The 19,003-nt window shown below is 57.6% G+C and carries 14 protein-coding genes; 12 read left to right on the top strand and 2 right to left on the bottom strand.

Going from position 1 to position 19,003, the window contains the following annotated elements; translation table 11 throughout:
• Positions 1–1,079 precede the first annotated feature (1,079 nt).
• Positions 1,080–2,237, bottom strand: coding sequence for a helix-turn-helix domain-containing protein (locus VFV19_18860; GenBank protein HEX4826368.1), 1,158 nt, complete (start codon positions 2,235–2,237; stop codon positions 1,080–1,082).
• 138 nt (positions 2,238–2,375) lie between these two features.
• Here VFV19_18860 and VFV19_18855 point away from each other — a divergent pair, with 138 nt between their 5' ends.
• The 5 genes from VFV19_18855 (at position 2,376) to VFV19_18835 (ending at position 7,490) form a co-directional block, all read left to right on the top strand.
• On the top strand, positions 2,376–2,627 hold the full coding sequence (locus VFV19_18855; protein HEX4826367.1) for a hypothetical protein: 252 nt from the start codon (positions 2,376–2,378) through the stop codon (positions 2,625–2,627).
• Positions 2,628–3,064: 437 nt separating this feature from the next.
• Positions 3,065–3,874: a hypothetical protein gene (locus tag VFV19_18850; protein ID HEX4826366.1), complete on the top strand. Its 810-nt coding sequence runs from the start codon at positions 3,065–3,067 to the stop codon at positions 3,872–3,874.
• A gap of 356 nt (positions 3,875–4,230) precedes the next feature.
• A complete protein-coding gene (locus VFV19_18845; GenBank protein HEX4826365.1) occupies positions 4,231–4,965 on the top strand; it encodes a hypothetical protein in 735 nt (244 codons plus the stop codon).
• Between the two features lie 8 nt (positions 4,966–4,973).
• A complete protein-coding gene (locus VFV19_18840) occupies positions 4,974–6,056 on the top strand; it encodes a hypothetical protein (protein ID HEX4826364.1) in 1,083 nt (360 codons plus the stop codon).
• Between the two features lie 30 nt (positions 6,057–6,086).
• Entirely contained in the window at positions 6,087–7,490 is a 1,404-nt protein-coding gene (locus VFV19_18835; GenBank protein HEX4826363.1) for a hypothetical protein, read from the top strand.
• 22 nt (positions 7,491–7,512) lie between these two features.
• Here the strand turns inward: VFV19_18835 and VFV19_18830 are convergent, their stop codons facing one another.
• Positions 7,513–7,695 (bottom strand): hypothetical protein, encoded by a 183-nt coding sequence (locus VFV19_18830; GenBank protein ID HEX4826362.1) that lies wholly within the window; start codon positions 7,693–7,695, stop codon positions 7,513–7,515.
• Between the two features lie 57 nt (positions 7,696–7,752).
• Here VFV19_18830 and VFV19_18825 point away from each other — a divergent pair, with 57 nt between their 5' ends.
• The 7 genes from VFV19_18825 to VFV19_18795 all read left to right on the top strand — a co-directional run bounded on the left by VFV19_18825 (position 7,753) and on the right by VFV19_18795 (position 18,731).
• Positions 7,753–8,838: a DUF2235 domain-containing protein gene (locus tag VFV19_18825; GenBank protein ID HEX4826361.1), complete on the top strand. Its 1,086-nt coding sequence runs from the start codon at positions 7,753–7,755 to the stop codon at positions 8,836–8,838.
• Between the two features lie 268 nt (positions 8,839–9,106).
• Entirely contained in the window at positions 9,107–10,537 is a 1,431-nt protein-coding gene (locus tag VFV19_18820; protein HEX4826360.1) for a hypothetical protein, read from the top strand.
• A gap of 24 nt (positions 10,538–10,561) precedes the next feature.
• Positions 10,562–11,854 carry an ATP-grasp domain-containing protein gene (locus VFV19_18815; GenBank protein HEX4826359.1) on the top strand — a complete coding sequence of 431 codons (1,293 nt, stop codon included), beginning with the start codon at positions 10,562–10,564 and terminating at the stop codon, positions 11,852–11,854.
• A gap of 206 nt (positions 11,855–12,060) precedes the next feature.
• On the top strand, positions 12,061–14,106 hold the full coding sequence (locus VFV19_18810; GenBank protein HEX4826358.1) for a hypothetical protein: 2,046 nt from the start codon (positions 12,061–12,063) through the stop codon (positions 14,104–14,106).
• Positions 14,107–14,819: 713 nt separating this feature from the next.
• Positions 14,820–15,107: a multiubiquitin domain-containing protein gene (locus tag VFV19_18805; GenBank protein ID HEX4826357.1), complete on the top strand. Its 288-nt coding sequence runs from the start codon at positions 14,820–14,822 to the stop codon at positions 15,105–15,107.
• A complete protein-coding gene (locus VFV19_18800) occupies positions 15,082–16,260 on the top strand; it encodes a ThiF family adenylyltransferase (GenBank protein ID HEX4826356.1) in 1,179 nt (392 codons plus the stop codon). Before VFV19_18805 ends, VFV19_18800 begins: the two co-directional genes overlap by 26 nt.
• A gap of 1,559 nt (positions 16,261–17,819) precedes the next feature.
• Positions 17,820–18,731 (top strand): hypothetical protein, encoded by a 912-nt coding sequence (locus tag VFV19_18795; protein ID HEX4826355.1) that lies wholly within the window; start codon positions 17,820–17,822, stop codon positions 18,729–18,731.
• Positions 18,732–19,003 lie beyond the last annotated feature (272 nt).

Genomic DNA, 19,003 nt, shown 5'->3' with positions numbered 1-19,003 from the left:
GCTCCACGCACTCTCACGACTGCCAGACGCATGGGAGCAATTCTAAGCTTGCTTCTACTATCGAGCGTTGAGACGGTTCTGTTCTCGGTGCGTCCACATAGCTCGCTGTGGGTCGCTGTTGCTGTCAGATCGGCAGTGTGGGGCCCCAGCCTTGTGCTTATTGTCTGGGTGTTAGCCGGCTTCCGCGGCAGAAGTCGCGGGGTCTGAGAACCCACCAATCCGGCTGTCGTCCAATCGCGATGCTCAATGCGACGGGACGCAGCATTCACTACAAGAGTGAAGTCACGACATGGCTTCACTCTTTTCATGTCGCAGGATGAATTACGTACGCTGCAGTGTTGAGTTTGATTTTCCGCGGTACCGCGAATCGGGTGGCTGCCTGGGTTCCACTAGTCCCGTCGCCGGTTCACGCAGATCGTCTGGGCGTGGCGGTCACCAGTGAGACACCGATCCCAGTTCACGAACGCGTGGCAGCAGATCGAGGCCGCGAGCAAGGGCGACAGCCATCGTTCGCGGTACCCGAATAGAACACTCGAGCGGTCAATGGGCCCATGGCCAGAACCTCATTCAAAGTGATCGGCGTCTGATTGTGGCAAGAGCCCGACTGTGTACGGGGCGTGTGACATGACCTTCGTCTTGCTCTTCTCTCCGCGGCAAGTAAGAAGGAGATCCACAAAGTGTTGCTCTCGCCGCGCTTCCGATAACTTGCCCAAGAAAGTCGTATCGGCCTCACGAGGCGACCCCCGCGCGATCCGTCGCTTACGCTGGAGTGAATGAGGCGATCGGACGACTAGAGCGGCTCGATGGGCGTCGGTCCGTCAGTGATACTACCGATCGTTCCAGACGCAGCCAGTTGAACGTTCTTAGTCCCACCCGCTTGCAGCGTGAAGTTCGAGCTCGTCAGCGTTTGGGAACCCCCACCCGAGAACGCGACCGTGAGCTGAACGCGCGCGGTTTCCGCGTTTGATTGCGGGTTGTGGACGGACACGCTCGCGAGATTTCCATTCGTTCCGACAAGGCTGGCTTCAAGATCTGAGTAGGACATGGTTTCCCCCACATTGAGTTCATCTGCGCCTCAATCACGGCCTCCGTGGCCGCCCGCGCTCGGATAACAGTGTGCGCATCTCAATCGCTTCTGGCGTCATTTCGTCGAGGTAGTCCAGGTAGCGAGCCGCGGCCTCAAACTCCACCCCTCCGCGGTCATCGCCAAGCTCCTCGTACGCCCGCCAGTAGTAGTAGTGTGTGTAGAAGCGCACGACCTTGTCGTCTGTGCCGGCCGAATCAGCAACCACTTGTCCAAGCCGAGTCAGGCAGGCCTTCACGTTCCGTAGGAGCAGGTGTGCCCGCGCCTCTTCAAGCGAGAACAGTAGCCGAAGCCGGTGGTTGCCGTGACGTTGCGCGTACATGCGAGCGGTGCGCGCAGCCGTGAGGGCGTCCTTCGGCTTCTTGCGTTCGAAGTGCATCCGAACCCGGACTCCCAATGCCTGGCAGAATCCGCTCTCGTCTCCAGCACGCCTGTAGGCCGCAAGGGCGCGATCGAGAGCTTCGTCCGCAGTACGAAATTGGCGAACCCCCACGAGAATGGACGCCTTCTCGTGGAAGATGAACGCAACCTGCCTGGCAGGGCTCTTACGAGTCAGTGTCTTCTCCGCTCGTTCGACGAGCGAGAGCGCGACGTCAGAGTTCCCCAACCATTGCCAACACTTGGCGGCTTGAACGAGCACGGAGACGACGATCGACGGGTCAGGCGGCTCGAGGAGCAGCGCGTCGATGATGTGCTTGGCGAAGTGGTACTTGCCGAGAGTGCCGGCAATCGAAGACAGAGCAAGCAGTGTCTTTTGCCTTCGCGCTTGATTGTCCTCGCCTTCCCGCCGTCGCACCGCGATAAACGCGGCCAAGGCCTCCCGCGCGTCGCCGCGCTGCCACGCGCTTCGACCGAGCTCGTACAAACGGTCAGGATCGATTTCCTTGGGCAGTTCTCCTGCAAACTCCTCGAGATCCAGGAGATCTCCAGCCGCCTGCGTCGGGACGTGATAGACCCGAAGCAGGTGCTGCAGTCGGGGTAGCCCTGGGTCGAGCTTTCCTTGTTCGATTCGTGCGAGGGTGCTGAAGGGTATCAACTGCCCGGATGAAGCCGACAGTTCTTCGACGTCTCGGAGAGTGTACCCAAGCCGTTTCCGTTGATCTTTGAGGAACGTGCCGACGGCCACAGAGGTCGGAAGGCGGTTCGACGGCATGTCCCGAAAGATACCTCCGGTTGGCCAAAGGCTCCAGGGAATTTGCTTGACAGCAACAAGATAATCACGTATCTCAACACGAAAGTCCGGGTCGAGCTACGAGCTAGCGGAAGCCCGAGGGGGCGAATAGGAGCGAGCATGAGCCAGCGGACCAATCACCAAGAGATCGTCAAGCGAGCACTCGACACGAAAGCCGTTGATTTCAACCAGATCGCGAAGCTGATCGGTGAGCTCGGGCCTTCGGTTTCGTTGGCCGATGACCCTTGGGACGTGTTCTGCGGCACAATGCGGCACTTCATCCGGTTCTATGTCATTCGGGGCGGGATCGAAGGGAATCCCGTCGCCGATCTCGCGGCGCTACGCGGGGTTGCGGGAGAGTTGCGGTCCTAGGTCGATTGGCCAGCATCGCAGGGCTTAGATGGGAACCTGGGGATCTCTCTCGCAGGGTGTGCCAAGCTCTCGACGTCGCAGCTCGTGCCGTAGATCGACTCGCCGAGACAGGCTACGCGCATCCCGACGGCCATGAAGCTTTGCGCCCAGAGAAGGTGATCTACGAAACAGCCTATCTGCTTCTCGTAGCATCTCGAGTTGCCCACGACGGAGAGATCCTCGGCCGGGTTCGCCGGCTGTCCCAAAGGCTCAGTGGTCCGGCGCGTAGCGCGCGGATGCTCCTCGGCGTCTGCATCCAGCCCACGATGGCGCTTGACTATGCTGGAGCGCACATCTGTCTATCGCGTCTCGGAGTCCCGGATGAAGCATTCGATGCCGTTCTCAAGCGTAGCCTTGGATCCCTAGGGCATCGCGGACGGGAACGGCCTCCCCACCGCATGCTCGAGCAGGCGTGGTTGGCCGGGCGACGGGACAGCGCTTCGGCACGCGCATCGGCAGTCGGTCGGCCGATGGACTTGCTTGGGTGCAGCCGCGAGGACGTCTATGGCTTCACGCATTCCTTGATGTATCTCTGCGACGGCGAGAGGCGGCAGACGCTGCCGAGATCGGCTGGCGAACTGATTCAAGAAGCGGAAGCGCTCCTCGCATGGAGTCTGGACGAAGAGGACTACGACCTCGCAGGCGAGATTCTCTTGGCTTGGCCGCTCCTGAGGAAGCGGTGGAGTCCGGCGGCGACATTCGGCTTTCATGTTCTCGCTCTCGTCGAAGACGAAGCTGGCTTCCTGCCCACACCGAGCACCAGACCTGAACGAGCGGCGGAACTCGAGGGAACTCATCGAGCGGGCTACGTCCTCGCGACCGCCTACCACACCGTGTACGTGATGGGCGTCCTGTGCGCGACGATCCTAGCCAGCGGCTTCTTTCCAGCGCAGAAGATACACGGGAACGACCCGAAGTCGCGGCTAGTCAATGAGTTGCTAACACTTCCAGGTGAGGGTTCGCGGCCGCGCCACTGGCGCACGGTGTTTGAACGTCTCAGCCCACAGCAACGGGGATCGCTCCAGCCATTTCTGCTTGCGGTAGCGATCCGCCGAGCGGCGTCTCGAAGGGAATTCGAACGGTTACGGTTTATCTTGGGAATCGCAGCGGAACGAGGACTGACTGATTCACCGATTGCCGCTCAGGCCGCGGAGCTACTCGAACGCTTGTCCGCAGCGGCTCCGGCGCTTGGGTTTGGGTTGACATAGTCAAGTGCGCGGCGCATCCGCTGCTCGCAACTTCGGGCAGCCCGGAGACACGATCTCCATGGCCCCGGCGGAGCAATCGTCGAACGCCGGGACACGACTCGACCCGCCCATCGTGGCCCCAACTGAGCGCTGTTGCTGACCTGCAACAAATTTGCTTGACAGCAACAGCATTCAAGATACCCTCTTCACGTAACGGGTTGAGGGCGCATGAAATGGGCTGCACGAGCCGAACCGTTGGGTCCGGATCGACCAGCTTGGCGTGCACGAGCCGAGCTCAAGGCTTCCAGAGCTACCGCAACGGTAGCCGTGCACAAACCCTCCTACCCATCTGGCTTCTTCTCGTTTGCTGCTTTTGTTTGTCGTTCGAGACCAGCGCCGTAGCGGCGGCAAAGAAAAAGCCATGTGCGAAAACTCTCTCGCAGTGTCCGCTTCGGGGCTGCACTGAAGAGGATACTCCAGAGGCTCTCTGCAACGTCCTGAAGCATGGCGAGCCTAAGGGCGACCTGCATGCGCTGACCTTCGCAGATTTCCAAAACCTCCAGAAGCAAGCGGACGACGACTTCAAGACGACCGGATATGCAGCTCTTTCAGAGCCGAAGCGGGTTCGGCTCCAACACTTGAAGCTTCAAGGCCAAACGATTGGCGAAGGAAGCTTCGTCGAGATCGAGGGGTATATCGCAGAACAACCAGATAAGCCGAAGCCATCGAAGCCCCACGCAAACACGGGTGAGTCGGTCAATTGCAACCTCGCGAAAGCCGCAAACAACGACTTTCATATCAATCTGACACCGACGAAGGGCGGTTCCGAATATGACGGCATCGTCGTCGAGATGGTCCCGCAGGATCGTGCGGAATCGTGGACAGAGGCAAGGTTGAAGGCGGTTCAAGGGGCGCATCTTCGTGTCAGAGCCCGCGGCCATCTGTTCTTCGACAATCATCACAAAGTGAACTCTGACGAGTCACATCCCATTAAGAATCAGCCGAAACGCATCTCGCTATGGGAGGTTCACCCCGTAACCGAATTTGAGGTGTGCACGAAGACAAAGTGCACGTCAGACGCGGATTGGACCGCCCTCGAGAGGTGGGACTAGGAGACAGGATGGGATTCCTCATGAGAATCGCCAGGGGCTCGGTTGTCTCGGCCGTGGTGGCGGTGGTCGGGAGTCTCTACGCCAACGCAGCAAGTGGTTCCTTCGATGTGATCTGCATCGCGGACCCCAATGGGAAGCCGATTGCGGGACGGCACGCCTGCCTGCACGAGCCTCAAAGCCTGTCGTTCGGCGAATCAGTAACGCTTGCCGTTCAATCGACGACAGCCTTTGAGAACGATACGGACGACGAGGGCGAGGAGCCCCCGGATCCCTCCAAGTTGGTCCTGTTCTTCGACGGGACTCCGCTTATTGGTTCTCGTGCCCACGTCGGCACCCAGGAAACAGATGACAAAGAGGTCACAACGACACTGGTGACCTTTTTCATTCGGCGGGATCTATCGAGTGAGTCAGCACGAAAGACGTGGAAGGAGATTATTGCGAAAGCCCATTCTGGGCACGCATTCAGGATCAGCGCGGGACTTCCCGATGGGCAGCCAGCCGAGAGCGACGTTGAAATCGAGTTTGTGCCAGTTCGGGGCAACCGATTACTCCTGTGGGCCCTCCTCGCTGGCGCAGGGGCTGTGGCGTTCTTTGCGATTGCGGCTCGGACGGGAGCTCTTCGGGACAAGGAGCCTGCCGGGCCTGGCATCGAGAAGCCTACGGACCGTTCGTACAGTCTCTCACGCGTTCAGATTTCGCTGTGGACGCTGCTGGTTGTCTATGCCTACCTATTCATTTGGTGTCTCACCTGTGATTACAACGTAGATATCCCGAAGTCGATCGTCGGTCTCATGGGGATAAGCCTTGGCACGTTTGGCACTGCGGCTGCCATCGACGCGAACAAGGTGAAAACGGAGCGGACGACGGTCTCAAGGTCCGATGGTTTTGTCCAGGACCTCACAACGGATGTCTGCGGGGCGTCTCTTCACCGTCTGCAACTAGTAGTCTGGACGCTCGCGGTGGCTGTGGTCTTCGCGGTAACCGTGTGGGAAGCCCTTGCAATGCCGGACCTGTCCCCAACGATACTGGGGCTCATTGGAATCTCCTCGGGAACATACGTGGGGCTGAAACTACCGGAGCGCAAGTCATAGCAAATCGTCTGGAGGGGGCTAGAGGGACAAATGACCAGAACGCTCTTGCGGATGATCTGCCTTTGTATTGTCGGACGAATGTTGTTCGGCGAGGTTGCTTGGGCGAACGCCGATTCTCGGGCCCGCAAGGAGCTTCAGTCAGTCGCGAAGCGCTGGTGCGAGACGATTCGAGCGAGCCAAGTAATTCCCGTCTACCCCCTAACCGAAGATCTAGTTCCTGGGGATGTCTTCCTGGTGCAAATGCCGATTGCGGACCAAGCCAGCCTCTACAAGCGCAAAGGGTTTCTGACTCTCGATGATCATCGAACACGACTCTCGAATCTCGATTTCAAGCGGATGTACTCTGATGGGTATTGGAAGGACGAGTTCGGGAGTACACCGCACCCGCGCCCTGGACGGCCGAGCGCGGGACCAATGCCGGAGAATACGCCGATAGCGCTGACTGAGGCACTTGCGCCGCGGGCTGCGTTTCCGGCTTACTCGTTCTCCGCGAAGGCGAGTCAAGGGCTCGGGCTTGCCGTTCCGATCAAGTCGGTACCTGTCGGCCTGAGTTTTCTCAGAACATCGACAGCTTCTGGGTCGGTCTTGATCGCGGACACGCGAACGTATGCGGCCGACGGCGCCGAGCTCTATCAGAAGCTTCGAGCATGGGCAAGTCTTCCAGAAGTTCGACCTTCGTTGGTCGAGCTCACCCGAAATAGAAATGGAAGACAGGTCTTCCTTCGAGTCGTTACGCGCGTGTATCTCACGGGTGGGGTCGTCGTATCGCTACACCGTTCGACAACTAGCGGCGGGGGTGTTACGGCCGGCGATGCTCCCAACGTATCGCTCGTGACGCCTGATGGAACGCTGAACAAGAACTACGACCAAATCCTCGAACAGCTAAACAAGGCCGCTGAGCCAGCCAAGTCTATTAGCGCGGCCGCCGGCGCTGGCGTCGCGTTCAAGTTCTTGGGCGCCTCCGAATCTGACGTCAGCATGGCGGAAGCGTTTGATCGCCTGCTCGCAGTTGGCTATCTGGGTTTTGATGTCGAACTGTTCGAAGGTGGGGAGCTTGGTGTCCCGGTTCCGACTTTCGACCACCTTGAGCAGCGAGTCACTACTTCACGGCCGACCGTTGCAGGGCCGCTCACGGATGAGCAACAACGTCTCCGATTCGACTTGGTAGCACTCAAAGCCCTTGCGGAGAACGAACCCGACAGGGTACGGCATGTCATTGCGAGAGCGACAGCAGAACTACCCGAGCATGATTTTGATTGCGTTCGAACTTTGCTTGCAAACAAGCCTTGCCCCGACTCGACCGACCCACCGACTGTCGAGAAAATTCTCAAAGCTTTTACGGATGGCGCGACGACGTATGCCGCACAGAGCGGCGCGAACGGTGTGAACTACCAGCGCCTGTCAAACGCGGTTGCTCATGCATGGGACTTCTGAGTCCGAAAGGAGCGAGCTGATGTCAGAGTGCGATTGCGGAAAGCTCCAGCCGGCGAAAGGCGAGAAGCCAATTCCTGACGGAATAACGGCGGATCAGCTGCTGTCCAAAGTTCAGTTGGTCTGCGACGACGACACGGGAGTGTTCTTTTTTCGGTTCAACCATCGACTCTACATGCGTATCGTCGAGTGCGCCGGTGAATGACATCTGGACCAGGGTCCGAAAGGCCCAAGAGCAGATGCATCGAGACGAGGCAAAGAGCTGATGACCAATGCAGCGCCGGTCGGCGTCGGGCGGAGAATTGCCGTCTGCCTCGACGGAACGAGCAATAAGTACGCCCGCGACAAGACCAACGTCGTCAAGCTTTATGAAATGCTTGACCGCGATCGCTCCGATCAGCTCTCGTACTATCAGCCGGGCATCGGAACGATGCCCCCGCCCAGCATCTGGAATACACTCGGGCGGCTGATCGTCGCTCGTCTCGATCTTGCGATCGCATGGCTTCTCGAGCAGCACGTATGCGACGCCTACCGCTTCCTAATGCGGACTTACGAACCAGGGGATTCGATCTTCCTGTTCGGGTTCAGCCGCGGTGCTTACACGGCTCGTGCGCTCGCGGGGATGATCCACAAAGTCGGCCTCCTTACCCGCGGCAACGAGGAGCTCATTCCATTTGCCTGGGATACCTACAAGAGGAAGGACGATTGGGGAGAGGCGGCGGGCTTCAAGAAGACCTTCGCGCGGACCGTCCCTCTCCATTTTCTCGGGCTTTGGGATACTGTTAGATCCATCGGTTGGATTTGGAATCCAGAATCGCTTCAGTTCACACGCGACAACCCCAGCGTCGAGATCGTCCGCCACGCGATCGCCCTCGACGAACGCCGCGCTCACTTCCCGCAGAATCGTTGGACCGATCAGAAGCGAGAGGATCAAGACGTGCTCGAAATGTGGTTCCCCGGCGTTCACTGCGACGTCGGCGGAGGATACCTGGAGAAAGACTCTGGCCTTTCGAAGATCGGGCTCCAGTGGATGGCCGGAGAAGCGCAGGCCGCCGGCTTGCACGTTGACGCGAGCGCGAAGGCGCGGATCCTGCCCGAGCAGGATACGAAGGACCGTGCGGCGCCGCGGGCCGACGCCAAGATCCATGAGTCCCTTCGCGGGCTGTGGTGGATTCTAGAGTTCGTCCCTAAGCCGTATCAGGACCCGGTCCGGAACTTCGCGAGACGTTGGATGATTCATGCGGGACGGCATCGTTACGTCCCCGATGATGCGGAAGTCAACCCCGCCGTGGCTGAGAGGATGCGGCTGGTCGTCGAGTACCGGCCGCCGAATCTCCCAACAGGTCGATGAAGCGTCGAGCAGAATCGCCATGATTCCGCTAGATCAGGTGCGCCCTTTCTACCAGGTGGTTGTATTCGTGGATCCGAACGGCGAGACGCATGACTTCAAAGCTCTAGTCGCGCGCGCCGTGGCCGATCGGCAGAGAAGTGAATCCATCTTCCGAGTCATCGGTTCCGAAACGTCCCGACACCTCCAGTATCTGTATCTCCAACACAGATCGGTCCCATCCTGGATTCGGGGTCGAACGAGCGTTAGGAATACTGAGCATGACGAGGCCATGCTCTATTCGAAGGATGGCTTCGTATTCCTTCATTCGAACTGCTCGACGCTCCTGGATCTTCTGACGGCCGCACTCAGCGAGAAGCTCCGTCCCGTCAAGGCAAGTGATATCGAGAAAGTACTTGCGAAACGCCGGCCAGAGATCCGTTCGCTTGGCATGCAAAACCTCAATGCACCGGGGCGGAGTGCTCCCGAAGGGAAGATCCATTTTGCGCGAGATGCGACCTATACGCTGTCTCCTGTTCGTGATGCCATGTTTGGGTTTCGACATGCCTTCGCAGTTGAGCGGGGCAAAGCTGGTGCAAAGTCCAAACCGTTCGGCTGTTCAACCACCAAGCGGAAGGTCTGGGGAACTTGGGTGGACGACTCCAAAGCGTTCACCGCAGAGTGCGATCGGCTTGCATCCGATCTTCTGTCCCGTGATCCAGGAAAACGCGCATGGGTGCTTGCAGCGCCAGTGCCGACGCCATCCGCAGACATTGAACCTATCGCCTTCTACGCCGACTACAACATCTATCGAAAAGGCACGGTATGGATCGAAGATGACGCCGGTAACTTCTCGGCCGATTGGACGTGCTACTTCGTGCCCCCTGCGGGCATTCGTTTCGAGGTCGCGAACGACGAGGGCCAACTCTCAGTCTTCGACCTCGCTCTCGGTCGCGATGGAGAAAAGATCGCCCTCGAATATCGAAACCCCGCGCATGGTCGACGACTCAAGCTGTGTGATGACAGTGGCGAGCTGGAGCACCGGCGCTCGCGGGATCTAGTAGAAGCCTTGGCGGCAGAAGAAGCCTTCACCGTCGTGTTCACGCAAGGTCTGTCATACCGGTCTGGCGGGTTCTGGAAGAACACCGGCCTCGAAGAAGTATTCACCAAGGTCAGGACAGACATGAGTTGGGCTGGAATTGATATCCGCAAGGAGAGTCTTGCAAAAGGAAGACGAGATACGATCGGGGACGGCATTCTCCGATTCCTTCGAAAGGAAAGATGGCCTCAGCTCGTTGTCTGCGACGACGGGTCGAACGAGATCGCTGACTACCTCGTCGTCGGGAAGGGCAGGGTTGCCCTCGTCCATGCAAAGTTTTCCGGGAGAGCTGAAGCGGGTCTGCGAGTTGATGACGTGCAAGTCGTCCTGGCGCAGTGCCTAAAGAACCTCCAGTTCTTTCAGTGGGCCGTGCTCGAGCCGCACACCGAACGCCTGGCAACGAAGGTACTTCGTGGGTTTCGGCCGACGGGTAGCATCCCGACGCTCATTCGCGAAACCTATGAGAACCAGCGAACGGTTCGAGAGTGCTGGGTCGTGCAGCCGGGGATCTCAGCATCGGGTCTAGCGAAGGCACCCAGGAACAAGATTCACGCTTTGCTGAATCATGCTGATTCGGCCTGTCTTCCAAGTAACGTCGAGTTCCATTTCTTCTGCAATCACTAACCAATCATCGTAGGACGTGAGTCCATGGCTGAGGCACGCAGGAATCATCAGCAATCAATGTCAGCGCCCACAGTGTTGATCGTTGATGCGTATTCTACGGGGCGCTATCTGACAGGCGCCTTGTCCGCACGCGGCGTGACTTCGCGCCACATTCAAAGCGCTCCCATCATCCCCGATGTTGCTAAGGCGACATTCTTGCCGCAAGAGTTCCTTTCAAATGATGTGTGTCTTGACGGCAGTGGTGCAGAGGTTGATCGCCTTACCGAAGTCTCGCGACAGTACCGTCCAGTAGCCGTCCTCGCAGGGTCCGAGACCGGAGTGGAACTCGCGGACACACTTAGCGAACGGCTCGGACTGCCATCGAATGGAGTTCGAATGTCCCGCGCTCGTCGGGAGAAACACCTAATGCAGGAGGCGCTCCGCGAGAACAACATTCCGAGTATTCCGCACTTCGAATCCGCGGACATCGAGACGGTGCTCGAATGGAGCAGATCGTATCCCGCCGGCGTGGTTCTCAAGCCACCAGCCAGCGCGGGTGCCGAGGATGTCTACTTTTGCCACTCCGAAAATGAGGTACGAAGAGCATTTGCCACAATCTACCGCAAGCGGAATGCCCTCAATCTGGTTAACGAGACTGTGGTTGCACAAGAGTTAGTGACTGGTAACGAGTTCATCGTGAACGCCGTGAGCTCAAGAGGTGTCCACCGAATCACCGACATCTGGAGATGCACGAAACTCCGACTGCCTGGAGCGGGCCGACTCTCAGCACTCGAAGCTCTGCTCCCGTACTCCGGCGTGGAACAGTCCGCGCTGGTGCACTATACGTATCGAGTACTACATGCCTTGCGAATGCAATACGGACCGTCACACCTAGAGCTGATTGTGACTCCCCGCGGTCCGCTTCTGATGGAGTTGGCCGCTCGCTTGCAGGGCGCAATTCATCTCGGCGCATTGGAGTGCGCGCTCGACCGTACCCACGTGGAGTGGACCGCGGATGCTTACCTGGGACGAGATGAGTTCTTTGACTCGGCGCTGCAAGGGTACGTGAGCAAGCAGGCCGTGTACCGAGTCTTCCTGATCGCCAGCACCACGGGAAGGCTGGTAGCAACGCCTCGGATCGAAGACCTCACGAGACTGGACTCCTACTATTCTCATTCTCTCTATGTCTCTCCAGGTGGGTCCATTCGAAAGACCGTCGACTACTTTACGTCACCTGGGCTTGTGCATCTGGTCAGTTCCGACGTGTCCGTGCTGGATCGCGACTATCAATGGATTCGCGATCGAGAGCGCGACGACTTCTTTGTTGTCGAAGCATGATGGCGACCGTCCCGTGAGGCCGACATGAACGTCGTATCTCCTCCGCAAACGACGAGGACGAGATGCTTAGAGTGAGAATCCACTCGAGTGCCGCGATGGTGCACTCACTAATTGTTGCAGCCGTTGTGTTCTGTCTCGCTAGAGCTGCGTTTGTGTTGCCGGACAGCCTCCGCCTGCTACGTGAAGAACAATATTGGCACCGAGGCATGGGAACGGAGCGGCTTGAAGCGCTTGTAACTGCGGGAACACCGTTCTCTCGATTGGCGAAAGCGATTGAAGATCGAGATACTTCATCGGAGCCAAAGGAGCGTCCCATTCCTGCATACAACTACACGACCGACGAGTTCAACAAACAGCACCGCAATAAGGAAGCGCAATTCCCGGGCGTGGACGTAAACACCGACGTAGCAGTGTGGTCATCCGACGAGTGCCTGAAGAAGCCCGAAGCACAAAGGTCGACATGCTCACTGCCGGATAGAGTAGAAAGCTCGTTCGAGGTGTTTACGAAGGCGGTGCGAGACAAATACGAAGACGCGAAGAGAGAGCCGCGCGACTTGGGCGACATCACGCCGCGAGTCGTTTTATCAAGAGCATTCGGTGTCTACGACCAGACCGACGGCGAATTCACGGTGCCGTGGGTATACCTCGCATCTGACGACGGTTCGCAGGTGTCATTTCCAGCGAGTCGGCTGCATGCAAGTGACCGGTATCATCCAACTGGTCGCCCTTGGTGGATAGAAGCCATGGAGAATGCAAGGGCATCCGACGTCCTGGTTACGTCGCCATACATCGATTACAGCAGTTACATGAGTCAGAGTGACTCGACAATCGTCCGGACCATCGTGCACAGGTTCGAAGTGAACGACTGTCCAGACCGTTCGGGGGCCAAAGCACCGCCTTGTGCTCCCAAGAAGTATGTTCTAGGCATGGACCTACTCCATGAACCTCTGAATTCGAAAAGACTCGGAGGAGCTGCGGAGGTTGCAGGTCGGAGCAGTTGGGACGTGCTGAGAAACGAGTTCGCGCCCTGGAACAACTGGCGAAGGTGCCTTCCGCCAAGCGGAATCGTTGCGGCCCTCTTCGCGCTCGGGTGTCTCGGCCCATGGCGAAGGGACACCGTGTGGCAGCTGCAGCGCAAGATCGCAGTCGACGCTCATACAAAGGTCGGGAGCTACAAGTTCACAACAGGATCGCGGCAGGTCACATCGCGGGCGTCTGAATGGGACATTGGGGGCTCGTGGTCTAAGTTCTTCACAGTTCTGTTTCGGCGGAAGCACGAGGAGTCGAAAGAGCTTGGTGAGGAAAGCGAGCAGCATCTGGACATGAGTGTCGATATCGAGAAAGAACCCCTAAAGCGCGGGGACGAAATGTGGACGATGACGAAGGCGACTCGAGCACGTCTCGCGCGCTACGGTGTCGTGATGGAACGTGTTCGGTACGCTGGCACGTGGAACGTCCGGATTGAGCATCTTGCCACCAGGGTACCGCGGATTACGTTCTTCCTCAGAGATGGTGGTAAGGCGGAGGGGATTCGCCACCTCGAAGCTGCAGTGAGGAGGTCTGTCCATTTGGGGCACAGCGAGTTCATTGAGAGTCAGGCGAGTGAGAGGCCACCGAGTATCGATCAAGCTATTCCTGCCGTTGAGGAAGTCCAGACAATCAGACGCCGGATTAGCGAACTCGAGGAGGGTAGCTTCAGCTTTATGGACGGGATGAAGTTCGTAGAGGCTCTCTACGAGAAGAAGAAAGTCCGCGGAGTAGTGCGAGATTACTACCTTGCGGAGTTGTTCAAGCGGAACCTGCTTACTGTCCTAAATACGGGGGTTTCCATTGATCGGACGATAGTCGTAGAGGACAAGCGTTCGTGGGCGAAAATCAGCAGCGAGCATCGGGCGGAGCTGGCGCGACTAGAAGAGCAGACTCGTGAAGGTGGTGGAAGTGTATGGGTGGCGTTTCTTGATAAGTTGAATCCAGGAATCCGCAGTTTTAGGGACAAGGACTTCGGACTTGTGGATGACAATTGTGTTGTTGTCACCGAACACTACGTCGTGGAACGTTCGATCACAAGCGTCGAAGGCATAGACCTACTACGCGTACACGGATACGTGTCAACGCGACGATGGGACGTGGCCTTCTACGAAGAATTCTACCGGCTTATCAGCGGCCAACGAGTCCTGTTGAGAGACTATTGGGCGAGGACGCTGGAGCCCCCGGACGGCCGGGGCAGTTCACACGCTCCTCTTGCTGAGTAGGCGAATCGCCTGATCCGGAGGCCTGTCGTGACCAAAGCTCGCCGCGATCGTACCACATCGTGCGCATAACGTTACTACTTGTCGCCATCCTGATCGTGGGCTGTTCTCACGGCGCCGGGTCCCAAGTGTGCGAGCAGCACAGCCATCAGGGATGTTGCTCCGACCATGGGGGCGTCAAGACATACGACCCGGACACTTGCCGGGTCGTCTGCCAGGACGGGACCTTATCCCCGACGTGCTATTGGTAGAGCAGCCTACGGCATTTCACTGGTTCGATTGACGGTGCACGCCGTGGCGGACCCAGCAGAACGGCGTCGGCGCAAGGCTCGTAGGGGTGTTGAGTCGCTCAACCGACGCGGGGGCTGCAATCAAGAAGCGACCCCTTCAAACGAGCAAGCCATTCAAGATCTGCGCGTTCGTCCGAGGCAGTCGAGGACAGGGAGGATCCGACGGCGTTCAGAATCGCTGCGCGTTCATCGAAAACCAGGAAGTCTTGGGGTGGAAGGGCTGAACGCGGTACGCGACGCCCTTGACGAAAGCGTGGCAGAATCATACCATTTACAATGAGAGGCAAATGTAAGTAATTACAAATGACTGTCGAAGTGCGGGTGTTAGCGTGCGAGAGGTTGTAGATCCGCGACAAGGACGGCCACGGGCCGGATCCAAATCCTCCCAAGGATGTGAAGCAACAAGGCCCCGGGGCGAATTGACTAGTGAGGAAGGACACCATGAATACTACAAACACTACATCACAAACGCAGACCGTTACCATCATTGTCAACGGCCGCGAAAAGCAGGTACCCAAGAACGAGGAGCTCACCTACGAGAGGGTGGTGAACCTAGCCTACGACAACAACCCACCGTCAGGACCGGGCGTTGTCATCACCGTGAAGTATAGCCGGGCCGAAGGGAACAAGCACGGAACGCTCGTGCCTGGTGGTGAGCCGGTGAAGGTGAAGGAAGGCATGATCTTCGATGTCACAGCAACTGATAAATCGTAGTCCTGACCTAAAGAAGCTGCGGGATGAAGGCTACGACGTCGAGGTTCGGTCGGGCTATCTTCTGATCAAGGATGTTCCGTATGTAAACTCCAACAAGGAGGTGAAGCTAGGGATTCTCGTATCCGAGCTAAAGACCGCGGGTGAAATCACGGTAGCTCCTGGCAACCACCAAGCGATGTTCGTTGGCGAGCTCCCATGTAGCAAAGATGGTGTGCCAATGGAGAAGCTCGTGAGTGGGGGAACTCAGAGGCTCAGTCCAGAGTTGGAAGTGAATCACTCGTTTTCATGCAAATTACATGGAGGAGTCGACTACGCGGACTATTACCAGAAGATGACCACGTATGTGAACATCTTCACGAGTCCCGCGCAAGCGATCGATGCCAACGCGACAGCCCAGACGTTTCCCGTGATCCCCACCGATCCTGATGAGTCAGTCTTCGAGTACGTGGATACCGCGACGAGTAGGGCTGGCATTGGTCTTCCGGCAAGCAAACTAGAATCAAAGCGCCTCGCGATACTGGGGCTCGGCGGCACGGGATCATACATCCTTGATTTGGTAGCGAAGACTCACGTGAAAGAGATTCATCTCTTCGACGCGGATCGGTTCTTAACGCACAACGCTTTCAGGGCGCCTGGAGCTGTGTCGAGAGCCGAGCTGGAGACGCGTGAGTCGAAAGTCGGTCACTTCAAGGAGATCTATTCGAAGTTGCACCGAGGGATCATTCCGCACGAGTACGACATCACCGCCGACAACGTTTCGGAATTGGAACTGATGGACTGTGTATTCTTGTGCATGGACCCAGGAGATCCGAAGGTTGCTGTCGTCGACCATCTCGAAGATACCAACATCACTTTCATCGATACGGGCATGGGCGTAGAACTCGTAGAGGACTCATTGCGCGGCATGCTGCGAGTGACTACGAGTACACCGACGAAACGCGATCACTTCCGAAGCCGTGTACCGATAGCCGCTCCAACAGCAAACGCGGAGTACGAACGGAATATTCAGATCGCGGACTTGAACGCGATGAATGCCTGCATCGCAGTAATCAAGTGGAAGAAACTCTGCGGCTTCTACCTCGACTTCGAACGGGAGCACGACTCGACGTACGTCATCAACACTAACGTCTTGGATAGCGACGACCACGTATGAAGCTGAATCAGATGACACATCAATTCGTGCACTTCATCCCAGACGACCTTGAATCCGGGATTGTTTACGTCTCTGTGGAGTTCGCAACCGCGATTCACAGATGCTGCTGTGGATGTGGAAGTCAGGTTGTGACTCCTCTAAGCCCCACAGACTGGAACCTGAACTACGACGGGCAGACTATTTCGCTTCAGCCGTCAATTGGAAATTGGAGCTTCCCGTGTCAGTCGCACTATTGGATACGAAGGAACCGGGTCGTCTGGGCGCGTCAGTGGTCGAAGAGGGAAATCGAACGGAACAGGAAGAAGCCCCGAGGTACTAGAACGGAGCGTGGCAGACGATAGCGGTCGCATCGCGATAGGCAATCCATTAACAAGCCGAAGTTGACGCGAGAAAATGACGCAGCCTTATGGCAGTACGCAAACAAGCCACCACTAGTCCAGTAAGACGTGCTCGTGGGATCAGCGGTCCAGTGCGGCTATACCTCTATGTGCAGGCAGGTGGTCGATGCGAGTTCGACGGATGCAATCGGTATCTCCTAGAGCATCCGGTTACGGGAATCCCAGGCAACTTTGCGGAAATGGCACACATCTTCGCCTTCAGCCCTGAAGGCCCGCGTGGCGACGCTGCGATGGATCCCGTGGCTGTGAACGCACTCGATAATCTCATGCTGCTCTGCGGAGCTTGCCATACTTTGATTGACAGGGAGCCCGTACGCTATCCGGTCCCAGTCCTTCGAGACTTCAAGAAGGCTCACGAGGATCGGGTCTGGGAATTGACTGAGACGCGCCCCGACCGCGAGTCGACCGCTCTAGTCCTGAAGGCGCTAATCGACCGTCAACCGGTGCAGGTTACTCGGGCTCAGATGCAGTCGGCAGTCTCGCCTTGGTACATCACCCGTGACATTGAAACCATTGATCTAACTCGGTTACCAGATTACGCAGACCCGGCATACTGGGAGACGGCTACCCGACTCATCGGCGATAGTAGTGGTGCTTTGCTCCGACGAGCGGCTCCGATTCAGCAGCTCGCGGTATTTGCGCTGGGACCCATTCCGCTGCTTGTTTACCTCGGATCCAAGCTCAGCAACAAGCTTCCTATTGAGCTTTTCCAGCGTCACCGAGACACACAGAGCTGGAGCTGGAAGAACGATGCACCGAGTCTCTCGACGTCGACGCGGCTCCTGCGCGATGGATCAGATACCATGAGGGTGGTCCTGGTGCTTTCTCTCAGCGGTAAGGTTCATCTATCCCAGCTTCCCGATGGTCTGGCTGATGCTCCCGTATATGAGATTGCTCTTGAAGGGGCGGACGCTGATCCAACGATCTTAGGATCTCGAGTTACTCTTGCGAATTTTCGCCGGACGTACCAGGCTTTCCTGCGGGGCGACGTAGGACGCGATCGTCCAACTACTCGTCAGATCCACATTGTCCCAGCGGTACCAGCACCAGTGGCCGTCGCTCTAGGGCTCGATCTGATGCCCCGAGTTGACCCGACTCTTGTCATCTGGGACCGGAACCGGACGGGTGACGGATATATTGAAACAATTAAGGTAAACGAACATGGAACCTAACGAATATTTGAGTGCAGTGCTTGAGGATCAGACCCTTGCCCCCAAGAGCTCGGAGCTCGTCGCCTTGGAGGATCACCGCAAGGCCGTTGAAGGAATCGTGCGCAAGGCTTTTCCGAAGTGCTCGCCTACGATTCAGTACGGCGGCTCGATGGCGAAGGGCACGATGATCCGTGAAGCGTACGACCTCGACGTCATCTGCTACTTCCCGCACGATGATACGAGCGCCGGCGAGACCCTGAAGGCAATCTACGAGAATGTTGCTAAGGCGCTCGAAGACGACTATTACGTGGATAAGAAGCCGTCCGCTCTGCGGCTTCGGGGCAAGGACGCGGAGAACTACAAGCAGGACTTCCACATCGATGCCGTACCTGGTCGCTACATCGATGAGAAGGGCGGAGATGCCTGGCTGTACCAGAACGGGGTTGAGGGTGAGCGCCTTAAGACCAACCTCTCGACCCATATCACACACGTGAAGGGCAGTGGTGTTGTGCCAGCGATCCGCCTTTTGAAGCTGTGGCGTTACCGTAACGGACTCTCCATCAAGCACTTCGGTCTCGAGCTCTTGGTCATTGACCTCCTTTCCTCCAAGACGAAGAGTGGACTTGCAGATCAATTGGTTCACGTCTGGACGGAATTCCGAGATCGAAGCGCAAAGTTGTCCATCGAGGATCCTGCTAACCCAAACGGAAACGACCTGTCAGGATTGCTTGATGCCGGGGTCAAGGCCACCTTGTCTGCTGTGGCACAGACCACGCTTTCCATCCTTGGTAATTCCGGTTGGGAGGCCGTCTTCGGCAAGCTCCCTGATCCAGGAGACAAGGGGAGTCGGGGTCCAGAGATTCTGAAGAGAGCGGCAGCCGCAGTCGCTACACCGACCAAGCCGTGGACTCCGTCGGTGTAATGCGGTGGTTCGAGCGTACGCCGGCTCTACTGGAGGATATTAGGGAGAGCCTCCGCGCGTACCCAACACTTCGGCTTGAGACAAGCACAACCGGTGAGCCCGAAGTGGTCGGTGGTTTCCCCGTGGTTTTCGAGGGAGTGGTTCACGGCAGTTTCGCCGTCAAAATCAAGTTCCCTCTCAACTATCCCAAGGGCCTGCCGCAGGTATTCGAAGTCGCCGGCCGAATTCCCCACATCGCTAATGCGCATGTGAATCGGGAGACCGGCGAGGCC

The organism is Candidatus Polarisedimenticolaceae bacterium, from assembly GCA_036275915.1.
Taxonomy (GTDB): domain Bacteria; phylum Acidobacteriota; class Polarisedimenticolia; order Polarisedimenticolales; family DASRJG01; genus DASRJG01.
Note: the sequence above shows the minus strand (reverse complement) of the source record. Positions and strands in the feature narration are given on the sequence as shown.